This window comes from Enterococcus columbae DSM 7374 = ATCC 51263 (assembly GCF_000406925.1).
GTDB lineage: Bacteria > Bacillota > Bacilli > Lactobacillales > Enterococcaceae > Enterococcus_E > Enterococcus_E columbae.
Map to the genome: position 1 here is coordinate 419,499 of NZ_KE136347.1, position 19,763 is coordinate 439,261.

Below are 19,763 nucleotides of genomic sequence, written 5' to 3' on the forward strand. Positions count from 1 at the left end.
TTTTTATATTATATTAATTTTTAATGTAATATTTTATGAAAAGAGGTTACTATCATGAAGCAAGCTTTTAAAATGCACCTGTATCCTAATCTGGTAGAAGAATATAAAAAAAGACATGACTGTTTATGGCCAGAAATGGTTGAATTGTTGAAGCAGCATGGCGTAAAAAGCTATTCGATTTTTTGGGATAAGGAGACAAATGATTTGTTTGCCTATCTAGAGATTGAAAATGAAGCGCTTTGGAATAAGGTTGCATTAACAGAAATCAATCAAAAATGGTGGAGATATATGCAAGATATCATGGAGACGAATGAGGATTGCTCACCTGTATCAATACCATTGAGACCAGTTTTTGATTTAAATAAATAAGAGAAAAAAGTATGTAAACACTGTCTATATTGGCGATGGTTACATGCTTTTTTTATTGCATATCTTTTAAAATTTGGTTATGATAAGAATAAATTATTTCTTATAGAGTGAATGAGGTATCTTATATGGAAAATAAAAAACCATACGGCACTGTTTTAATTAAGGCGGCTAAAATTATTGATTGTATTGCAGAAGAAGAGAATATTACCTTGCAGGAAATTGCTGCACGTTGTGAAATGACCACCTCAACGACTTTGAAAATTTTAGATACACTTGTTATAGTGGGCTATGTCAATAAAACTCTAGATAAGAACTACAAATTAGGTTCTAAACTGATTCGGTATGCGAATAAACACATTGATCAAATTGATTTAATTGAATCAACTTTACCCTATTTAGAGGAGTTGCGTGATCAGGTTGACGAAACGATTCATTTGGGGATTTTAAATAATGATGAGATCTATTATATCAATAAATTAGAGCCCATTAATCAAGCGATTCGAATGTCCTCTAAGGTGGGGATTAGTCGTCCATTATATAGTTCAGCGATGGGCAAGGCGGCCTTGGCTTATTTTGATGAAGCCTATTTTAATCAATATCTTGAAAAGCATGAGCTTAAGCCTTTTACAGCGAATACTATTACAAATCCCTTAAAATTAGCCAAAGAGCTCGCAGAAATAAAAACCACAAATATTGCCTTTGATGATGAGGAAATGGAAGAAGATATTTATTGTATTGGTACAACGATTCTACGCGATCAGCAAATGGTTGGAGCGTTTAGTATTAGTGTACCCAAATATCGATTAACTGATCATTATAAAACAGAGCTGATTGAGAAAATAAAAACTACCAAAGCACTTATTGAAAAAAGCTAATAACCATGCACCGTTTAGTAAATTTTGCTAATCGGTGTATATTTTTTTGATTTTTTTACTAAAAGCACTTTCATTTTTGAGAATTATAAAGTATACTTTAGATGTAAATTTCTTAATAATAAAATTGTATTTCCAAATAAGAAAAAGGTGACTGAAGTGAAAAAAGTAACTATTTTACAAAAATTAGAAAAATGTGGTGTGATTGCAGTAGTGCGTGGGAACACGGATGTTCAGGCTATCAAGGCAAGTGAAGCGATTATTGAAGGCGGCATTACGGGGATAGAATTGACTTTTACAGTACCTAATGCTGAAGGTGCGATAAAGGATTTGATTGAAAAATATCAAAAAGATCCTAGTGTTGTAGTAGGTGCTGGAACGGTATTAGATGCAACTACAGCTAGAATTGCTATTATGGCAGGTGCTCAATTTATTGTTAGCCCATCTTTTGATATTGAAACGGCGAAATTATGCAATCTTTATCAGATTCCGTATTTACCTGGCTGTATGACGGTCACTGAAATGAAAGAGGCATTAGAATATGGTGCAGATATTGTTAAACTATTTCCAGGATCTGCATTTGGCTCAAGTATGATTCGTGCATTCAAAGCACCCTTGCCACAGTTAAATATCATGCCAACCGGTGGGGTTAATCTTGAAAATATGGAGAAATGGTTTAAAGCGGGTGCTGTGGCTGTTGGTATCGGAGGTAATTTATTGGCGCCATTAAAGGATGAAAATTATCCATTAATTACGGAAATTAGTCAAGAGTACATCAAACGTTTAAATGAAATCAGAGGTTAGAAAAATGAAGGTTGTAACTTTAGGTGAAATATTGTTAAGATTGTCCACCGTTAACAATGAAAGATTAGCTCATTCTTCACAGCTTGCGCTGCATTTAGGTGGCTGTGAGGCAAATGTTGCTATTTCCTTAGCAAATTTTGGCCATGAAGTTGCTTTTGTGAGCAAGGTGCCTAATCATGCTATGGGTTTTGCAGCAATTAATCAATTAAAGCAATATGGTGTTGATACAAGGTATGTTATCAAAGGTGGAGACAGATTAGGGACGTATTATTTGGAGCAAGGTGTGGGCATTCGGTCGGCAAAAGTGATTTATGACCGTGCTAATTCTAGCTTTGCTCAAATAACTGAAAATGAATGGTCAACTGAGTTATTTACAGATGTGGAATTGTTCCATGTTTCAGGTATTACCTGCGCGCTATCTGAGAATTGGCCAAATTTAGTCATTGAATTAATCAAATTAGCTAAAAAAGCCGGATGCAAGGTCAGCTTCGATATTAATTATCGTTCTAAACTATGGCCTTACGATCAAGCAAGACGGGTGTTACAGGTAATTCTACCACTTGTTGATTATTGTTCAGCCGGTAAGCTAGACGCTAAGTATTTACTAGAATTACCTATTGAGGAAAATACAACAACTGAAGATTGTTATGAACTTATTTCTCAACGATTTCCTAATATTAAGTGTTTCTATGCAACCAATCGTAAAGTTCATTCGGCTAGTATCAATGAATTGCAAGGCATGATTTGGCTGCAGGGTAATTATTGGGAGTCAAAAAATTACTATATTGATAGTATTGTTGATCGTGTTGGTGGAGGAGATGCTTTTGCAGCTGGTATCTTACACGGTTTAATGGAAAAATATGATGGGCAAACAGTAATAGATTTTGCCACAGCAGCTTCTGTTTTAAAACACTCCATTCCTGGAGATTGTAACCAATTTTCAGTGGAAGAGGTTTTAGAATATTTACAAAGCGATTCAAGTCGGATTGTTCGATAAAAAAGAAAGAGGGTTAAATAAAATGCAAAAAATGGAAGTACGTTACACACATAGTCCAGAAGATATTAGACATTATTCAACTGAGCAATTAAGAAAAGAATTTTTAGTAGAGGAAGTTTTTGTTCCGGGAGATATTCGCTTAACTTATACACACAATGATCGTATGATTTTTGGTGGAGTGACACCTACAAATGAAGCGTTAGAAATAACTTTATCAACAGAGTTAGGTGTTGCGTATTTCTTAGAGCGTAGAGAACTAGGAGTTATTAATATTGGTGGACCGGGCTTCATTACTATCGATGGTCAAAAAGAAGAAATGAAAAAACAAGATGGCTACTATATTGGTATGGGTACGAGAGAAATTATATTTGAATCTCAAAGTCCTGAGAATCCAGCTAAATTCTATGTAAGTTCAGTACCAGCGCATCATACTTATCCAAATGTTAAGATCAGTATCGATCAAATCAAACCATTAGAAACTGGCGAAAAGTTAACCTTAAATGAACGTAAAATCTATCAATATGTTCATCCGAATGTTTGTCAAAGCTGTCAATTACAAATGGGTTACACCATTTTAGAGCCAGGTAGTTCTTGGAATACAATGCCTTGTCATACGCACGAACGTCGGATGGAAGCCTATGTATATTTTGATATGGAAAAAGATACAAGAGTATTCCATATGATGGGTAAACCTGATGAAACCAAGCATTTGGTAATGGGAAATGAACAGGCAACGATTTCTCCAAGCTGGTCCATTCATTCTGGGGTAGGTACAAGTAATTATTCCTTTATTTGGGCAATGTGTGGAGAAAATATTACCTATACGGATATGGATATGGTTCCAATGGATCAATTAAAATAAAACTTAATGAATATGGAGGAGAAGAAAATGAGTTTTGAAATGGATATGTTTCGTTTAGATGGTAAAGTTGCTTTAGTAACAGGAGCAGTTTATGGGATTGGCTTTGAAATTGCTAAATCATTAGCAAAAGCAGGGGCTACTATCGTGTTTAATAATTTGGACCAAGCTTCAGTTGAGCAAGGTCTGGCTAATTATGAAAAAGAAGGGATCACAGCTCATGGTTATGTTTGTGATGTAACCGATGAAGCAGCCGTAAAAAATATGATTTCAAAAATAAAAGCTGAAGTTGGCAGCATTGATATTTTAGTCAACAATGCAGGGATTATCAAACGCATTCCAATGATTGAAATGGAAGCAAAAGATTTTCGTCAAGTCATTGATGTTGACCTAAATGCGCCGTTTATCATGTCCAAGGCAGTTATTCCAGATATGATTAAAAAAGGTGGAGGGAAGATTATCAATATTTGTTCCATGATGAGTGAATTAGGACGAGAAACCGTTAGTGCTTATGCAGCAGCTAAAGGTGGCCTAAAGATGTTAACGAAAAACATCGCTTCCGAATATGGAGAATTTAATATCCAATGTAATGGAATTGGTCCTGGCTATATTGCTACACCACAGACTGCACCACTAAGAGAGCGACAAGAAAATGGCGAACGTCATCCATTTGATCAATTTATTGTTGGCCGTACACCAGCAGCACGTTGGGGAACGGCTGACGATTTAGCTGGACCTGCCGTATTTTTAGCATCTAATGCATCTGATTTTGTGAATGGTCATATCTTATATGTTGACGGCGGAATTTTAGCTTATATCGGTAAACAACCTTAGAATTTAGTTTCTCATAAGTATAACTTATTATTGCATAATTTTTGGCACTCAACTTAACGTAATGGTTAAATTGAGTGTCATTATTTTTGTAGAAAACAGCTTGACAAATATAGTAAAAAGGACTATAACTATTATAGTAAATAATACTAAAACGAACATGTGCGTATTTTATTTTTTTTAGTTGTTTAAAAGTATTTTTTACCAAAATAATTCTGCTTATAAAATCAATATTTCAGCTGCTTTGTTTACAAAACAACTCTAATAGGTATTTTATGTGAGAAGATAAACGAACAGGAGAATGAGAAGATGACGACAAATTATAATTCATCAGATTATTTAGCAAAAGTTGACGCGTGGTGGAGAGCAGCCAATTATATTTCAGTTGGTCAAATGTATTTAAAGGATAATCCACTTTTAAGAAATGAAGTAAAACGAGAAGATTTAAAAATTCACCCAATTGGTCACTGGGGTACCATTGCTGGGCAAAACTTTATTTACGCGCATTTAAATCGAGCAATTAATAAATATGATTTAAATATGTTTTATATTGAAGGTCCTGGTCATGGTGGACAGGTAATGGTTTCTAATTCTTATTTAGATGGAAGCTATACGGAAATCTATCCTGAAATTACACAAGATGCTGCAGGATTGAAGAAATTATTCAAGATTTTCTCATTCCCTGGTGGAATCGCTTCACATGCTGCACCAGAAACACCTGGTTCTATTCATGAAGGGGGCGAATTAGGTTATTCTTTATCTCATGCAACAGGAGCGATCTTAGATAATCCAGATGTCATTGCAGCTGCGGTAGTGGGGGATGGTGAATCAGAAACGGGTCCATTGGCTGCTGGCTGGTTTTCAAATACTTTTATTAACCCGGTAAATGACGGGGCAGTTTTACCAATTTTATATTTAAATGGTGGTAAGATTTCTAATCCTACTATTTTAGCAAGAAAGACAGATGAAGAATTAAAAGCTTACTTTGAAGGCTTAGGTTGGACCCCAATCTTTATGACTGAAAGCCAATTACCAAAAGCGCATGAAGTCATGGCAGCAAAAGTGGATGAAGCAATTGAAATGATTCAAGCAATTCAAAGAAAAGCGCGTGCAAAACGTGCAGAAGATGCCGTGATGCCACATTGGCCAGTGCTGATCATTCGTACGCCAAAGGGTTGGACCGGTCCGAAACAATGGGCAGATGAACCAATTGAAGGTGGTTTTAGAGCCCATCAAGTACCAATTCCAGTCGATGCTGATCATATGGAGCATGTGGATCAATTAATTAATTGGTTGAAATCTTACAATCCAGATGAATTGTTCGATGAAAATGGGACCTTTAAAGATGAATATAGAGCTATTTCACCTAAAGGGTTCAAGCGGATGTCAGTCAATCCAATTACAAATGGGGGTCTAAATCCAAAACCATTATCGATTACTGATTGGCGTAAGCATGCCATTGACACAACAATACCTGGCCAAGTCATTGCCCAAGATATGATTGAGTTTGGTAAATTTGCTCGTGATTTAGTCGTTGAAAATCCAACCAACTTCCGTATTTTTGGCCCAGATGAATCTAAATCAAATCGTCTAAATAAAGTATTTGAGGTAACCAATCGTCAATGGCTTGAAGCCAAAGATAATGCTTATGATGAATGGATTTCACCAGTTGGTCGTGTGATTGATTCACAATTATCTGAACATCAAGCAGAAGGGTTCTTAGAGGGCTATGTTTTAACTGGTCGACATGGTTTCTTCGCTAGCTATGAAGCCTTTTTACGAGTGGTGGATTCAATGATTACCCAACATTTCAAATGGTTACGTAAAGCCAAAGAACAAACTTGGCGTAATGAATATCCATCATTGAATTTAATTGCTACTTCTACCGTATTCCAGCAAGATCATAACGGTTATACGCACCAAGATCCAGGTTTATTGACCCATTTAGCGGAAAAGAAACCAGAATTCATTCGAGAATACTTGCCAGCTGATACCAATACTTTGATGGCAGTGATGGAAAAAGCGTTAGCCTCAAAAGAAAAAATTAACTTAATTGTTTCTTCTAAACATCCACGTCCACAATTTTATTCTGTGACAGAAGCAGAAGAGTTAGTGCGCGATGGTTTACGGATTATTGATTGGGCTTCAACTGCTAAAAATGAAAAACCTGATGTAGTCATTGCGGCTGCTGGTACAGAACCAAACTTAGAGGCTCTAGCGGCTATTAGTATTTTGCACAAAGCCTTCCCAAGCTTGAAAATCCGTTTTATCAATGTAGTTGATCTATTAAAACTTCGTCATCCAAAACATGATGCAAGAGGATTATCTGATGAAGCTTTCGATGCTTACTTTACTAAGGATGTACCGGTAATCTTTGCCTTCCATGGTTATGAAGGGTTGGTTCGTGATATCTTCTTTGATCGTAGTAATCATAACCTTTACATTCATGGCTATCGTGAAAATGGGGATATTACGACACCTTTTGATATGCGTGTATTGTCAGAAATGGATCGTTTCCATTTAGCTAAGGATGCGGCTTTAGCTGTATATGGTTCAGATGCTGCTGTTTTTGCTCAAAAAATGGACGATACTATTCAATATCATCATCAATATATTCGTGAACACGGCCAAGATATTCCTGAGGTTGAAAATTGGCACTGGGAAGCTTTAACCAATCATAAAGAATGTCGCTTTTCTTAATCTAATCATAGAATCTATTTTGAACGATGTGTACTGAAGATTCAGTATACATCGTTTTTTAGCTAGATATATTAGGGTTATTGTTTTATATATTTTTGTGTGATATTATAACGTAAAAGTTTTTAGCGTTAAATAATATATTCATTAAAAAAGGATTGTTGTTGGATGAAATGGATTAATCAAAATATCAAAAATAAAAAAATTTTAGTATTTCAAATTATTCTTAGCTTATCTGTTGTTGCGATGGAATTAAGTCTTCCTTATATAGAAGGTATGATGATTAATCAATTGATTGCTAAAAATGTGGTTTTATTATATAAGTTATTATTTATTTTAGTTATTGCATTTATTTTACGAATGCTTGTTTCATATTTTTCCGCAAAAATTAACTATTCATATATTCCGCAAAAAAGTATTGCTACACAAAACAGATTCGTAAAAGATTTTTATTTAAAAGATACTTTTGCCATCAGTAAAAATTCCCCAGCTTATCTTCATGATCGAATAAGCAACGATATTGAATCTTTTATAAAATATTATTACTCCATTATCCCATTGATAATTGGGGAGGGTACAGTGATGATTTATGTACTTATCTTCGTTTATAATCTAAATAAAATATTTTTTAGTATTTTTCTACTGCTTATGTTTATTTATATCATCATACATTTGTTCAGTCAGTCTAAATTGATTTCACTCGGTTATCGCTTAATGGAAATGGGAAATCATTTGTATGGACGGAGAACTAGTCTCTATCAAAGGCTGATAGAAATTAAAGCGAAAGAAACCATGCAATTTGAATATGAAAGATTACAGTCTTTGTCCAGAAAATTAAATCTATTGATTGATAAAAATTTTATTTGTAAATATTTTGTCTCTAGCTCAAAATTATTTTTTTCCTTTATAATACAAGTGGTGTTTTTTGTAATGGGTGGTAGTATGATTTTTTCTGGCCAGTTAACAATTGGCTATTTTATTACGGTAATGCAGTATTTTTGGCGCTTGTTAACTAGTTTAGATAATATGATGGAGTTTGGTGATGAGTATCGTAAAATGCTTGTCGCAAAAAATCGTTTACTAGAGTTATGTGATTTACCAGCTGCTAATGTAGGGGAGATTGTAGTAAAAGAAATATCATCTATTGCATTTAACGATGTGAATATAATGATTAATGGCAAAGCACTTTATATTCAGCCACTTACTTTTTCGTTGACGAAAAATAATATCTATCAATTAATTGGCAAAAATGGTGCGGGCAAAACGAGTTTATTATTAACTTTAGTGGGAGTATATAAGCAAAATTATACAGGTGAAATTTTGCTTAATGGTCAACAGCTTAGTTCAATAAACGACCTAGCATTGAGAAATGATTGTATTTCTTATATGCTACAAAATGAATATATGCAGGATATTTTGGTAGAAGAATACCTAACTACTTTTTTAACTATTGCTGAAGTTGAAAAACTTTTAGACTCCCCAACATTCAAGCCAATATTTACTGGTGAAAAATTCAATTTAAGAAAAAAGTATCAATCAAAAATGAGTGAGCTTTCTGGAGGCGAGCGTCAGATTATTCAGTTTTTTGTAACAATTACTAAGCCGAATACTACGTTGCTTCTGTTAGATGAAACATTTGCTAATGTGGATAGCTTTTTTGATAATCAGTTACCTGCTTTGTTTGATGATCTTAAGAAAAATAAGATTATCGTATTGATTACTCATCGAATGATTCAAAATTTAGCACAGGAATCCATTTTTCTTTCAGCAGATTAATTATTGAATTGTAATTGAAGCTTTTATTAATGGCTGATTTTGAGTGGAAAATTTTAAACTAAATGAAAAGATAGAAGCTAGTTGCTAAACTTGCACTTTAGGTAGCGTTTAGGGTAAAATGTAGGTAAGTAATTATATGGAGGAATGTAATTTGAATATTGGCAAACCCAGAAAGCTTGGCAGAACCATTGAAGAAATTGAAGAAGGTGATTCGTTATCGTTGACTGAGTCGATTGAAGACCAGCAGCTGTTATTGTATTTAGGCTTAACTAATGATGCGAATCCACTATATATCCAGCATGATTATGCAAAACAAACGGAATATGAACGTCCAATCGTTCCTAGTGTGATGTTAATGGGACTAATTACGAGTGCAATTTCTAAGCACTTGCCAGGTCCAGGCTCTCATGTTGTGAATTTTTCAATGAATTTTGTCGAGCCAGTTTATCATTATGAAACCCTGACTTTTATGTTTGAAGTGATTAAAGTAGACAAGATGAAAGGCGTGGTAACCATTTCTGTTGAAGCAGTCAATCAAGAAGAAAATCGAGTATTGGATGCTGTGGTAATGGTACAACCGCCTATGATTCAATCTGAGGAACCAGTAGAAGAATAATTACGAATTGGGATTAAAGTATAGAATAGAAGAAAGTGGTGGTTAGATGAACCCAGAGATCTCTTTATCAAAAGGTTTAAATCGTTTTTATGCAAAGGTATATGCTATTTTTGGTGTAGGTTTAGCGATTAGTGCGCTATCAGCTTACCTATGTTCAACCGTATTTTTAAATCAATTTTTAAATACGATGAACAATATGACTTTTATGTTCTTATGGATTTTTGAAATTGTATTAGTCTTGGTAATGGGACGACAAGCATTTAAAAATCCAGCATTGACGCTAGCTGGTTTTTTAGTCTATTCCTTATTAAATGGAGTAACCTTGACTGTTACCTTATTAACATATGATTTTGGTACGGTAACAACCGCTTTTATAAGTAGTGCAGCGACTTTTCTTTCAATGGCTGCCATCGGTGTATTTGTTAAGAGAGATTTATCGGTAGTTGGCCGAACAGCGATGTCATTTTTAATCGGTGTCTTAATCTTAATGATTGTCAATATGTTCATGGCAAGTAGTACGCTAGATTACTTTATCTCATTTGTGTTGATTTTAATTTTTAGTGGCCTAACCGCTTATGATAATCAACGTATTCGTACATTGTATTTTGAGCATCAAGCAGAAAACGATTTTGGTTTAGCTAGCTTCATGGCTTTACAATTGTATTTAGATTTTATTAACTTATTCTTGGCATTTGTTCGTATCTTTGCCAGAGATTAGTCTATTTAACAGCGGTGATTTATCCTGATTTTAGGATAAGTCATCGCTTTTTTGGTATAATAGCTAGCTTAGGAAATTTATATCATGATATAATTTGATTAAAAGCAAGCGTTTCAAAATATTTTCAGTTCGTGTTTAGTCAGCTAATAGGAAAAGATGATTACGATGGTGAAAAAGCTTCAATTATTCTGAGCTTTGTTATTCATGTTATAACTTTTTGTAGGACGTAGTCAGAATAAAACAAGTCCAATCAATGAAAATCCAACTGTCTATATTGGAGATAATTCAAAAGTAGCAGCTATAGCCAATCGCTTGCCTATCCTAAAGGCGTTTCATATCACTCAATTGAAATCCAGTCTAAGAAAGAACCCTGTGAATTGAAGGTGTTTTTGGATAGTAACGCTAAAAAGCTAGCTAACTTACAGAAATGTGTAGCCAAAGCCTTTAATTAAAGAAGGATAGCCCTGTTTTGGGGTGTCTAAAGGATTAAAAATAGAAAAAATAGCATTTGCAACCTTAAATTGCCTAGATGCAAAAGTATGTTGATGGAAAGAGAGAGCATTTGATGCTAGCAACAGAGAAAATTTTGATCGTATTTTCGTGCTAGCTAAAAATTGTGAGGAAAATTTATATGAGAGAAAATGAAACTTGCCAAATTGCAACAGAGAGATTAATTTTGAGAAGATGGACCCAAGAGGATGCAGAAAGCTTGTTTACCTATGCCCAAAATCCCAATGTTGGATTGATTGCTGGCTGGCCCCCAGTTCAAAATATTGAGCAGAGTAGAGAAGTGATTACGAATGTTTTTGGTGGAGCTGAGTGCTATGCAATCTGTGAAAAAGAAAATAATCGGGCAATTGGGGCGATTGAATTGAAATTAAATGGACATACAGATATGACTGAAAGCGATGATGAATGTGAATTAGGCTATTGGTTAGGCGAGCCGTTTTGGGGGAGAGGATATGTGCCTGAAGCTGCAAACGCCCTTTTACAAAGAGCTTTTGAAAAATTAGGAATGGAAACAATTTGGTGTGGGTACTATGATGGAAACGAGAAGTCAAAAAGAGTTCAGCAGAAGCTTGGTTTTAGGTATCATCATACCTGTAATCAGGTGTCAGTCCCCTTACTCAACGAGATTAGAATAGGGCACACGAATATTTTGACAAAGGAAGATTGGGCAAATAGGTTGCGTTAAGCGAGGCGCTTTCGAGGCGATTGATAAAAATGGCAGATAGCGAATGATTATAGGAAACGTATCGCCGAATAAATCGTTTTTTTGCCTTATATCATAAAGGTTGCAGATGAACGATTGATATGAGTGAATCAATAAAAAAGTGGTGATTTATCCTAATTTCAGGATAAACCACCACTTTTGGTGTTTAGTTTAGTCTAGCTTTGGCTGCGGCTAAGCGTGCGCAAGGAATTCGATAAGGGGAGCAAGACACATAGTCTACACCGATTTGTTGTAAAAAGAAGATAGAGTCAGGATCTCCGCCGACCTCGCCACAAACACCGATTGTCTTTTGCTTAGCAATACTTCTAATATGTTGAATAGCGATTTGCATTAATTTTCCTACACCGTCACAATCTAGCTTTTGGAATGGATCAAAGGTTAGGATTGCTTTTTCATGGTAAAAATGAATAAATTTAGCAATATCATCTCTAGAAAACCCATATGTCATCTGGGTTAAATCATTGGTTCCAAAGCTAAAGAAATCAGCGTATGGCGTGAGTGTGTCGGCTTTGAGGCAGGCTCGTGGCAATTCAAGCATGGTACCGATTTGATATTCAAATGGCTGGATATGATTTTCAGCAAATATTTTATGAATAGTTGCTTCAATTTGTTGGCGAATATAGCTTAGCTCATTTGCTTCTGCAATTAATGGAATCATGATTTCTGGAACGATATTGATTCCGGATTTTCTTAGTGTAATCACGCTATTAAAGATGGCACGAACCTGCATTTGATAAATCTCTGGATGCGAGATTGCTAAGCGGCAGCCGCGGTGACCAAGCATGGGATTTTTTTCTTGTAATTTGGCTATTTTTTGTTTTAAGTATGCTATATCAACTGCTAAATCTTGGGCTAATTCTTCTAATTCATGTGCTGTATTTGGTAAAAATTCGTGTAGTGGTGGATCAAGCAAGCGAATAATCATTGGTTTGTCCTGTACTAATTGATACATTTGTTTAAAATCTGCTTCTTGATAATGCTGCAATTTAGCTAAAGCTTTATTTCTTTCGTCAAAATTATCGGCAAGAATCAGCTTGCGCATGGTTAAAATCCGGTTTTTATTGAAAAACATATGCTCAGTTCTTGCTAGTCCAATTCCAGTGGCGTTAAAGTCCAATGCATTTTGAATATCTTGAGGGGTTTCGGCGTTTGCTCGTACCTTCACTGTAGCAATTTCATCAGCCCATAATAAAATTTGTGACAGTATTTGGTCGTGATTGACCATGGTACAAGGCAGCTCACCTTGGTAAATTAAACCTGTGGTACCATCTACAGAGATTATATCGCCTTGTTTTAAGATTAAGTCTCCACATTGCACGGTTTTTGTCTGTTCATCGATATGCAAGGCTTCACAGCCAGTAACACAGCACATGCCCATCCCTCTAGCCACCACAGCGGCGTGAGAGGTCATACCACCATGACTGGTTACAATTGCTTGACTAGCAATCATGCCTTCAATATCTTCAGGCGAGGTTTCCTCTCTAAGTAAAATGACCTTATGCCCTAAGCTAGCTAGTTGTTGGGCCTCTTTGGCAGTAAAGGTGATGATGCCACTAGCTGCACCTGGACTAGCGGGTAGACCTTTAGCGAAGGCTTGTGTTTTATTGAGGGCGTTTGCTTCAAAGGTTGGGTGAAGGAGCTGTTCTAAATCATCCACCTTGATTCGTCGAAGGGCTTCTTTTTTATCAATCATCTGCTCCTGAACCAAATCATAACAAATCTGAATTTGCGCTTTTGCTGTTCGTTTCCCATTTCTTGTTTGTAATAGGTATAACTTGCCTTCTTCAATAGTAAATTCTATATCCTGCATATCACGATAATGCTTTTCTAATAATTGGGTATAGTGTAATAATTCTTGATAGGCTTTTGGCAGCTGAGTTTGTAGATGATGGATGTTTTCAGGAGTCCGAATCCCAGCTACTACATCCTCACCTTGTGCATTTAATAAATATTCGCCAAATAGGCCTTTTTCACCAGTTGCTGGATTTCTAGTAAAGACGACACCAGTAGCACTAGTTAATCCACTATTCCCAAAGACCATCTCCTGTACATTCACCGCGCTACCTAATGTATCACTGATTTTGTGCAATTGACGGTATACCTTAGCTCTTTGGTTATTCCAAGATTGAAAAACTGCTTTGATGGCAGCAAATAATTGATCAACAGGATCTTGTGGAAATTGTAATCCTTGTTTTTGATAAATGGCTTTAAATTGTTCGATGACGACTTGATGCTGCTGCAAAGAAAATTGCTGACAAGTTTGTTGAAAATCGTCCTCCGCCTTTTTTAGTAGTAGATTGAAATTTTCTTTAGGAATGTGATAAACGACATCGGCAAACATTTGTAATAATCTGCGATAACAATCAAAAGCAAAGGCAAGATTCGTCTTTTTGGCTAGTAATAACACACGTGCATCATTTAAGCCCAAATTTAAAATGGTATCCATCATACCAGGCATTGAAAAGGGCGCACCACTACGTACAGATACGAGTAATAAATTTTCATCTGTGCTTTGTTTAAAGTTTTTCTGCGTAAGTTCCTCCAACGCTGCAACCGCTTTTAAAACTTGGTTACTTAAAACCTGTTCAAAAAAGTTTGGATCTTTAAGGTAGACCATACAGCTTTGAGTAGTAATGGTAAAGCCTTTGGGTATAGGTAATCCAATTTGTGTCATAATCGCTAAATTTGCACCTTTTCCTCCAAGGATAAATGGGTCTGGAGCTGCGGCTTCTTGAAAAAAGTAGATGTTTCTTTGCATAAATAAGCCTCCTGATCAATTTAATATGATACATATATAACTTGAATATTATCATATACTTGTTTATTTAACTTGTCAAACCATTTTTTTACACTAAATGTGATGAATAAATTAGGAAGTGTGTTTGAACTATCAATTGATTTTACTAAAAAATAGGATTATATTAGAAAGGTAATTATTACAAGCTTAAAGGGGAAAGAAGATGCAGCACTCAACGAAAGATGAATTAGAAAAGGCATTAAAGGCACTATTATTAAAGAAACCTTTAGATAAAATAACTATTACTGATTTGACCAATCATTGTGGGATTAGTCGGATGGCCTTTTATTATCATTTTAAGGATATTTATGATTTAGTTGAATGGGCTTGCCTTGAGGATGCCAAAAAAGCACTAAACAATCGTAAAACGAAAGAAACTTGGCAGGAAGGCTTTTTAGATATTTTTGAGGCGGTTTATGAGAATAAGCCGTTTATTATGAATGCTTATCATGTTATAAAAAGAGAACAAATTGAGAATTTTCTTTATGCTTGTACATTTGATTTGTTATTAAATGTCGTAGAGCAGCAGTCACAAGATAAATATATCACCACTGAGAATAAAATTTTTATTGCGCAGTTTTATAAATACGGTTTTGTGGGACTAATGCTCGATTGGATTAAAAATGGGATGCAGGATGATTATCATTTAATTGTCGAAAAGCTGGCGATAGACCAGATGTGATTCCAGATGGTTGTGTTAATTTCGCTTTTTTAGGTCAATTTGCGCAAACACCAAGGGATACAATTTTTACAACTGAATATTCAGTCCGAACAGCGATGGAAGCAGTGTATGGTTTGTTTACTATCGATCGAGCAGTTCCAGAAGTATGGGCGAGTGTTTATGATGTTCGTGCTTTACTAGATAGCAGTGTTCGTTTAATGGATGGCAAATCACCATTGGATATTGAATTGCCTTACCATCTAGATGTCATTAAAAAACCACTAATTAAAAAAATACAAGGAACGATTTTAGAAGATTTACTAGTGAACTACTCACCACTTCGCTAAACCTAACGGTTCTTAACGCTTGAAGTGGGAGCTTCTTGGGAATAGAGCATACTTGATAGCTTATTTCTTCACTAACAGCGGTTTCTCTTATTTACCAAGCTATCCCCGTAGTTCCTACGGTTTTTTTGATTGTGCCTAAGCTGAAGTTTGTATTCTTAGACCTTCAATCAATATATTGATACTAGCGTTGATATCACGGTCATGATGAGTATGACAAATAGGGCAAGTCCATTCTCGAATATCGAGCGATTTCTTGCCATCTTTATGTCCGCACTCTGAACAAATCTGACTAGACGGAAACCACGTATCCACTTTGATGATTTCACGTCCATACCAGTCCGCTTTGTATTGCAACTTAGCCACAAAGCTAGACCAAGATACATCAGAAATACTTCTTGCTAATTTATGATTACGCAACATACCTTTTACGTTTAAGTCTTCAATACAGATAATATCGTGATTTTTGATAATTTCTGTACTTAACTTATTCAGAAAATCAGTACGTTGATTCATTACTTTTTCATGCAATCTAGCTACTTTGCGTTTTTGTTTTTGGTAATTTTTAGCTTCAGATAAAGGGATACCTTTTTTCTTAGCTAATAAGGCACGTCTAGACAACTTACGTTGTTCACGTTTAAGCTTTTTCTCCATTTTTGAAGTGAATTTATTATTATCAATTTTTTGTCCATCTGAAAGAATCGCAAAGTCTGTAATACCTAAGTCAATACCAATGGCAGAATTGGTTTTAGGTAACTCGCTAATTTCTTCTTTACATAACAAAGAAATATAGTATTTACCGCTAGAATGGCGTGATATTGTAGCAGATTTAATCATCCCTTTTGGTTGTCTATGAAGCTTAATTCTTACTAATGATTTCAATTTAGGAACTTTTATGAATTTACTATCAATCAAAGCAACTGTACCATTTTGATTATTCGTTGTATAACTCTGAACAGGATTTTTCTTACTTTTGAAACGTGGAAAGCCAACAGATTTATCCCGAAAAAAATTCTTGTATGCTTTATCTAAATGAAGTTGGGCATTGGCCAAAGCGAGGCTATCGACTTCTTTCAGAAATGGAAATTCTTTCTTATATTTAGCCGGTGTTGGAAAAGTCATTTTTTTAGAAGGATCATTTTTAACTTCTTCATATGCTTTTTTTCGGTCATTAAGCATTAGATTGTAGACCTTACGAACGCAGCCGAAAGTTTTGGCAAAGAAGATTTCTTGTTCCTCTGTTGGATAGATTCTGAATTTGTACGCTTTTAGTCGTTCCACAAAGTTCACCTGCTTTCTATTTATGATTGTTTCCTTGATTTTGGATGTATTTCTTTATCACATCAATTGGTGCTCCACCAGTCGTCAACAGACAAAAACTTTTAGACCAAAACATTTCTTTCCAAAGAAACTGTTTGACTCTTGGAAAATCACGTTTTATCAATCTTGAACTAGCGCTTTTATAGGCGTTGATGAATTTTGTCAATTCTGTTTTAGGATGAGCTTTGAACATAATATGAACGTGGTCTTTATCATGATTCCACTCCACTAAAGTAATGTGATACGATTCTGAAATTCTTTCAAAAGTAGCTTTAGCATAATCAGATATTTCATCATCAATCACTTGTCTACGGTATTTCGTTACTAAAATAAGATGGTAATAAAGAAGAAAGACTGAATGTTTATTTGTATCTAATTCCATTTTATATCAACTCATTTCTAATACAGACTGATTATAACATAGAACGAAATAAAAAGACAATATACTGTATTGTCGGTCTTCGAGTTACCAACAGTAACCCTCATACCGAATGGCATTCATCACCCACCTATAGAGGATGGGCGACTTCTGCCTGAATTAAGTTAAAATATGGGGTATTAAGAAAAGATAGGCTATCAGATAAATAGGTGCGTAATCAAAAATATCGTTTTGTCATTTAACGATGAAATGTAGGGCTAGGAAGATAGCTTTAAAAACAGGAAGTTTCTCGTTGAATGTATTTTATAAAACAATGGTTAACCTTGTTGATGAATGAAAAAGCAGAGGTAGAAGACAATTTTCTATCTCTGCTTTTGTTGAATTATACTAATTAAATGGTCAAATTAGCTAGGTTTAAGTATTTTTTTTTGGTTCGTATGATGGAAGGATAATTTGTACGCAAGCATATCCCTCTGGCGTATTAGATAAATAAAGTTCGCCACCGTTTGCTCTAAGCACATTTGCCACGAAATACAATCCCATTCCTTTGATTGTTTGGAGATGATTTTGACTTTCAGAAAAGCCTTTATCTGTTGCATGAGTTAACGCAGCATTTGAAAAGCAAGATCCAGAATTAATAACTTTATATTCGGCTTTTTCATTTGTAACCATAAAACTTAGATTAATTGACTGGGGAGAACGCCCATGCTCACAAGCATTAAGAATAATATTAGTTAAGGCTTGGTAAAGTGTACTTTCTTCAATCATTGTATAGGCTCCAGTCTTATGAAATTGACTTTTCCACTTGTTCCCATAGTGCTTACTTAGCATTTGACCTTCTTGCTCTATTTTTCGATTGAATTGATTGAATGCTAAGGGTTCCTTGACAGCATCTTCATTGCTAAATTGTCGTTGTAATCTATCTGCGACTTCAGATAATCGATTCAAGTTAAAAATAATTGACTCCGTATATGTCACTAGACTTGAATATAGCTGTTCTTTTTCGTTATCAGAACTTGCTTTATTTAGTTGATTGAGATCTTCTTTCATAAATTCAGCATTTGCACGCGCAACAGTCAATGGCGAACGATAATCATGCAGCATTTGAGTTGTTTGCTCTCTTATTTTATGCTCGCTTGACCAAAGCGCTTCTAAAGTTGCTTTTAAATCAATGCGCATATGCTCTGTAAGGCTTCCTAGTTCCTTAAATTCAGAGATTGTTAGTGTGGGAACAGGAATCGTTAAATCACCTTGACCAATTGCAATAAGAGCGTTTTGTAGGGGAAACACGTCTTTATAAATTCGTTTAGTAATTGATTTTGCAAACCACATAGTTGGAATAAAAATAATAAGAGCAATTATGAGTAAAAACAACAGTTCCACACTTGGGAGATGTGCATTTGCCCAATCTGATGAATAAAATACACCAATATTATATTTAAAAATGCAGATGCCGTCTTTATATACAACCTTTAAAAAGTAATCTTTAGAGGAGGTTTGTTTTCCTTTCAAATAGGCCAGTGCATTTTTTTTATTCTTAGGTGTCATATTCGATTGGATTATTTTATTTTCTTGGTTTAGTTGAATGTAGCCAATATTACTAGGTACCCAGGTTGGATTGAAACTTTGACTAGAGATTATCTTTTGTTTTAAGGATTCGACTTGTTTTTCTTCGTGATTGGCAAAAGTGTATAAATCATATTTAACACCATAATTGAAGCCAATATATAATAGGAGAAAGAGAAAGCCAATAATAGCTATGAAGATTAAGGAGTAGATCGATAATATGCTTTTTAAGCTATTTTTTCTGGAATATAGTTTTTTTATTCCCATTTGTAGCCAACTCCCCAAATAGTTTTAATTGGATCCAGCTGATAGCTGGAGAATTTTTTCCGAATATTTTTTATGTGTTCTACTATGGCTGCGGATGCTGATTCGGTCCAGTATCCACCGACCAATTCGAGAATATGCTCTCGCGAAAAAACCTGTCCTTTATGCCTAGCTAAGAGTTCACAAATCTCATATTCCATTTTGGTAAATTTAATTGTTTCTCCGTTAATTTGGATTTCTTTGGCTGTTAATAGAAAACGAATCTCTCCAAAAGATAGCGAAGCATGATGAACTCGTTGTTCTCTCCTTAGATGTGCCTGTACGCGACTAACTAATTCTAAAGGGGTAAACGGCTTACGAATATAATCATCCCCACCAAGTGCCAATCCCTGAGCAACATCAGTTTCTTTGGATTTGGCGGTGAGAAATATGATAGGACAATCGACTTTTTCACGGACGTTTCTACAAAGCTCAAAACCATCCATATCTGGCATCATTACATCAAAAATCATCAAATCGAATTGATTGAGGGGTAAGCTTAAGACTTCTTTGGCCGAGGAACATGTATAGACAGAGTATTGTGCGCGTTTTAAGCTTTTCTCTATAACCGCTTGAATTTGTTCATCGTCATCAACAACAAGAATGTTTTGTCCCATATT

Annotated in this window: 18 protein-coding genes; 13 read left to right on the forward strand and 5 right to left on the reverse strand. The window is 35.1% G+C overall.

The window, feature by feature from the left end; all coding sequences use genetic code 11:
- Positions 1 to 51: 51 nt before the first annotated feature.
- The 11 genes from rhaM (at position 52) to RK02_RS02075 (ending at position 11,734) form a co-directional block, all read left to right on the forward strand.
- Positions 52 to 369: an L-rhamnose mutarotase gene (gene rhaM / locus RK02_RS02025; RefSeq protein WP_026231330.1), complete on the forward strand. Its 318-nt coding sequence runs from the start codon at positions 52 to 54 to the stop codon at positions 367 to 369.
- 125 nt (positions 370 to 494) lie between these two features.
- The gene (locus RK02_RS02030; protein ID WP_016182573.1) at positions 495 to 1,244 is read left to right on the forward strand and encodes an IclR family transcriptional regulator; all 750 of its coding nucleotides are present in this window, start codon (positions 495 to 497) and stop codon (positions 1,242 to 1,244) included.
- Between the two features lie 156 nt (positions 1,245 to 1,400).
- Positions 1,401 to 2,045, forward strand: a complete 645-nt coding sequence (locus RK02_RS02035; RefSeq protein WP_016182574.1) for a bifunctional 4-hydroxy-2-oxoglutarate aldolase/2-dehydro-3-deoxy-phosphogluconate aldolase — start codon at positions 1,401 to 1,403, stop codon at positions 2,043 to 2,045.
- A gap of 4 nt (positions 2,046 to 2,049) precedes the next feature.
- Positions 2,050 to 3,042 carry a sugar kinase gene (locus tag RK02_RS02040; RefSeq protein WP_016182575.1) on the forward strand — a complete coding sequence of 331 codons (993 nt, stop codon included), beginning with the start codon at positions 2,050 to 2,052 and terminating at the stop codon, positions 3,040 to 3,042.
- Positions 3,043 to 3,064: 22 nt separating this feature from the next.
- Positions 3,065 to 3,904 carry a 5-dehydro-4-deoxy-D-glucuronate isomerase gene (gene kduI / locus RK02_RS02045; RefSeq protein ID WP_016182576.1) on the forward strand — a complete coding sequence of 280 codons (840 nt, stop codon included), beginning with the start codon at positions 3,065 to 3,067 and terminating at the stop codon, positions 3,902 to 3,904.
- A 27-nt stretch (positions 3,905 to 3,931) separates the two neighbouring features.
- Complete coding sequence (locus tag RK02_RS02050; RefSeq protein WP_016182577.1) at positions 3,932 to 4,735, forward strand: gluconate 5-dehydrogenase; 804 nt, start codon at positions 3,932 to 3,934, stop codon at positions 4,733 to 4,735.
- A gap of 306 nt (positions 4,736 to 5,041) precedes the next feature.
- The gene (locus tag RK02_RS02055; protein ID WP_016182578.1) at positions 5,042 to 7,432 is read left to right on the forward strand and encodes a phosphoketolase family protein; all 2,391 of its coding nucleotides are present in this window, start codon (positions 5,042 to 5,044) and stop codon (positions 7,430 to 7,432) included.
- Positions 7,433 to 7,597: 165 nt separating this feature from the next.
- The gene (locus RK02_RS02060) at positions 7,598 to 9,205 is read left to right on the forward strand and encodes an ATP-binding cassette domain-containing protein (protein ID WP_016182579.1); all 1,608 of its coding nucleotides are present in this window, start codon (positions 7,598 to 7,600) and stop codon (positions 9,203 to 9,205) included.
- Between the two features lie 151 nt (positions 9,206 to 9,356).
- On the forward strand, positions 9,357 to 9,821 hold the full coding sequence (locus tag RK02_RS02065) for a MaoC family dehydratase (protein ID WP_016182580.1): 465 nt from the start codon (positions 9,357 to 9,359) through the stop codon (positions 9,819 to 9,821).
- Positions 9,822 to 9,867: 46 nt separating this feature from the next.
- Positions 9,868 to 10,539: a Bax inhibitor-1/YccA family protein gene (locus RK02_RS02070; protein WP_016182581.1), complete on the forward strand. Its 672-nt coding sequence runs from the start codon at positions 9,868 to 9,870 to the stop codon at positions 10,537 to 10,539.
- A 631-nt stretch (positions 10,540 to 11,170) separates the two neighbouring features.
- Entirely contained in the window at positions 11,171 to 11,734 is a 564-nt protein-coding gene (locus tag RK02_RS02075) for a GNAT family N-acetyltransferase (protein WP_016182582.1), read from the forward strand.
- Between the two features lie 184 nt (positions 11,735 to 11,918).
- Here RK02_RS02075 and ppdK read toward each other — a convergent pair whose 3' ends face one another.
- Positions 11,919 to 14,531, reverse strand: coding sequence for a pyruvate, phosphate dikinase (ppdK, locus tag RK02_RS02080; RefSeq protein ID WP_016182583.1), 2,613 nt, complete (start codon positions 14,529 to 14,531; stop codon positions 11,919 to 11,921).
- 202 nt (positions 14,532 to 14,733) lie between these two features.
- On the opposite strand from ppdK, the gene RK02_RS02085 reads away from it, so the two are divergent.
- Positions 14,734 to 15,252, forward strand: coding sequence for a TetR/AcrR family transcriptional regulator (locus tag RK02_RS02085; protein WP_016182584.1), 519 nt, complete (start codon positions 14,734 to 14,736; stop codon positions 15,250 to 15,252).
- Positions 15,249 to 15,578: an oleate hydratase gene (locus RK02_RS02090; protein ID WP_016182585.1), complete on the forward strand. Its 330-nt coding sequence runs from the start codon at positions 15,249 to 15,251 to the stop codon at positions 15,576 to 15,578. The genes RK02_RS02085 and RK02_RS02090 overlap by 4 nt, the downstream gene beginning before the upstream one ends.
- A 135-nt stretch (positions 15,579 to 15,713) precedes the next feature.
- On the opposite strand, the gene tnpB is transcribed toward RK02_RS02090, so the two are convergent.
- The 4 genes from tnpB to RK02_RS02110 all read right to left on the reverse strand — a co-directional run bounded on the left by tnpB (position 15,714) and on the right by RK02_RS02110 (position 19,760).
- Positions 15,714 to 16,856: an IS200/IS605 family element RNA-guided endonuclease TnpB gene (gene tnpB / locus RK02_RS02095; RefSeq protein ID WP_016182586.1), complete on the reverse strand. Its 1,143-nt coding sequence runs from the start codon at positions 16,854 to 16,856 to the stop codon at positions 15,714 to 15,716.
- A gap of 16 nt (positions 16,857 to 16,872) precedes the next feature.
- The gene (gene tnpA / locus RK02_RS02100; protein ID WP_016182587.1) at positions 16,873 to 17,277 is read right to left on the reverse strand and encodes an IS200/IS605 family transposase; all 405 of its coding nucleotides are present in this window, start codon (positions 17,275 to 17,277) and stop codon (positions 16,873 to 16,875) included.
- Positions 17,278 to 17,688: 411 nt separating this feature from the next.
- Positions 17,689 to 19,107, reverse strand: a complete 1,419-nt coding sequence (locus RK02_RS02105; protein ID WP_016182588.1) for a HAMP domain-containing sensor histidine kinase — start codon at positions 19,105 to 19,107, stop codon at positions 17,689 to 17,691.
- The gene (locus RK02_RS02110; protein WP_016182589.1) at positions 19,098 to 19,760 is read right to left on the reverse strand and encodes a response regulator transcription factor; all 663 of its coding nucleotides are present in this window, start codon (positions 19,758 to 19,760) and stop codon (positions 19,098 to 19,100) included. Before RK02_RS02110 ends, RK02_RS02105 begins: the two co-directional genes overlap by 10 nt.
- Between the last annotated feature and the right edge of the window lie 3 nt (positions 19,761 to 19,763).

Excerpts from the sequence above, each read along its gene's own strand:
- RK02_RS02030 (WP_016182573.1), top strand. The coding sequence starts at position 495 with ATGGAAAATAAAAAACCATACGGCACTGTTTTAATTAAGGCGGCTAAA.
- RK02_RS02040 (WP_016182575.1), top strand. The coding sequence starts at position 2,050 with ATGAAGGTTGTAACTTTAGGTGAAATATTGTTAAGATTGTCCACCGTT.
- kduI (WP_016182576.1), top strand. The coding sequence starts at position 3,065 with ATGCAAAAAATGGAAGTACGTTACACACATAGTCCAGAAGATATTAGA.
- RK02_RS02050 (WP_016182577.1), top strand. The coding sequence starts at position 3,932 with ATGAGTTTTGAAATGGATATGTTTCGTTTAGATGGTAAAGTTGCTTTA.
- RK02_RS02055 (WP_016182578.1), top strand. The coding sequence starts at position 5,042 with ATGACGACAAATTATAATTCATCAGATTATTTAGCAAAAGTTGACGCG.
- RK02_RS02060 (WP_016182579.1), top strand. The coding sequence starts at position 7,598 with ATGAAATGGATTAATCAAAATATCAAAAATAAAAAAATTTTAGTATTT.
- RK02_RS02070 (WP_016182581.1), top strand. The coding sequence starts at position 9,868 with ATGAACCCAGAGATCTCTTTATCAAAAGGTTTAAATCGTTTTTATGCA.
- RK02_RS02075 (WP_016182582.1), top strand. The coding sequence starts at position 11,171 with ATGAGAGAAAATGAAACTTGCCAAATTGCAACAGAGAGATTAATTTTG.
- ppdK (WP_016182583.1), bottom strand. The coding sequence starts at position 14,531 with ATGCAAAGAAACATCTACTTTTTTCAAGAAGCCGCAGCTCCAGACCCA.
- RK02_RS02085 (WP_016182584.1), top strand. The coding sequence starts at position 14,734 with ATGCAGCACTCAACGAAAGATGAATTAGAAAAGGCATTAAAGGCACTA.
- tnpA (WP_016182587.1), bottom strand. The coding sequence starts at position 17,277 with ATGGAATTAGATACAAATAAACATTCAGTCTTTCTTCTTTATTACCAT.
- RK02_RS02105 (WP_016182588.1), bottom strand. The coding sequence starts at position 19,107 with ATGGGAATAAAAAAACTATATTCCAGAAAAAATAGCTTAAAAAGCATA.
- RK02_RS02110 (WP_016182589.1), bottom strand. The coding sequence starts at position 19,760 with ATGGGACAAAACATTCTTGTTGTTGATGACGATGAACAAATTCAAGCG.